The organism is Anaplasma marginale str. Florida (genome assembly GCF_000215485.1).
GTDB classification, from domain to species: domain Bacteria; phylum Pseudomonadota; class Alphaproteobacteria; order Rickettsiales; family Anaplasmataceae; genus Anaplasma; species Anaplasma marginale.
Genome location: NZ_AFMS01000144.1, coordinates 1 through 728 on the forward strand (window position 1 = coordinate 1; position 728 = coordinate 728).

Here is a 728-nt window from a genome sequence, read left to right on the forward strand (position 1 = left end):
GTGGAGCTTGGAGTCTGTCGCGTTGCTAAGGGAGCTTCAGGCAATTTGGGATCATTTGAATCAGAAAGAAGCCAAAGATAGGATCGTATTTTTGCCGGTTTCTTACGGGGATGCGCATGCTGTGCAGTCATTCTGCAAGGAATATGGAATTGCACTTACTGTGTACCTGGACACAAATAGGGCGCTTTTTGATTATTTCGATGTGAGGGCTATACCGCTAACCTTGATTGTTGACCGGGGCGGTGTTGTACTGTACCGCATAGACGGCAATGTAAAGTGGGATAGTGTTGACGTGATAGGCAAGTTGCTGTCCATGGCCTCATAGCGGATTTTGGGCGCACTGCGTGCCCAGTAAGTGGAGCTGGGATGCCTCGAGTGCGCTAGCGGGGCCGCCGTTTTGATTGTGGGGCGTCAGTGCAGGGTGAAATGCTGGGCCAATCCAGTGTGCGCTCGTCCCAGCTGCTGGGGCAATACCCACACTCCCGCGTACGTGATTAGGTGTCTGCGTGGTGTTTTCTAAAAAGTATGCGGCTTTGGCAACCAAGCCGGACGGTAGTTTTAAGGTGGTTACAGTCTGCAGTGCGGATAACAAAAAATGCTGCGGAGCCGCACAATCGTTTTTCTGCAGTGTGCAACTGGGGGCATGCGCAGCCCTGTGCCGTATTTTAGCGAGTTGTATGTTGTAATACTGTGATATAACCCAAGTGCGACAAAAAAAGCGCGTGACG

The 728-nt window shown here is 51.4% G+C and carries 1 protein-coding gene; it reads left to right on the plus strand.

Features of this window, described 5'->3' with window-relative positions:
• Positions 1 to 325: TlpA family protein disulfide reductase (locus tag GAC_RS04060; protein ID WP_037349520.1), on the plus strand; the 325-nt coding region annotated here is incomplete at its 5' end.
• Between the last annotated feature and the right edge of the window lie 403 nt (positions 326 to 728).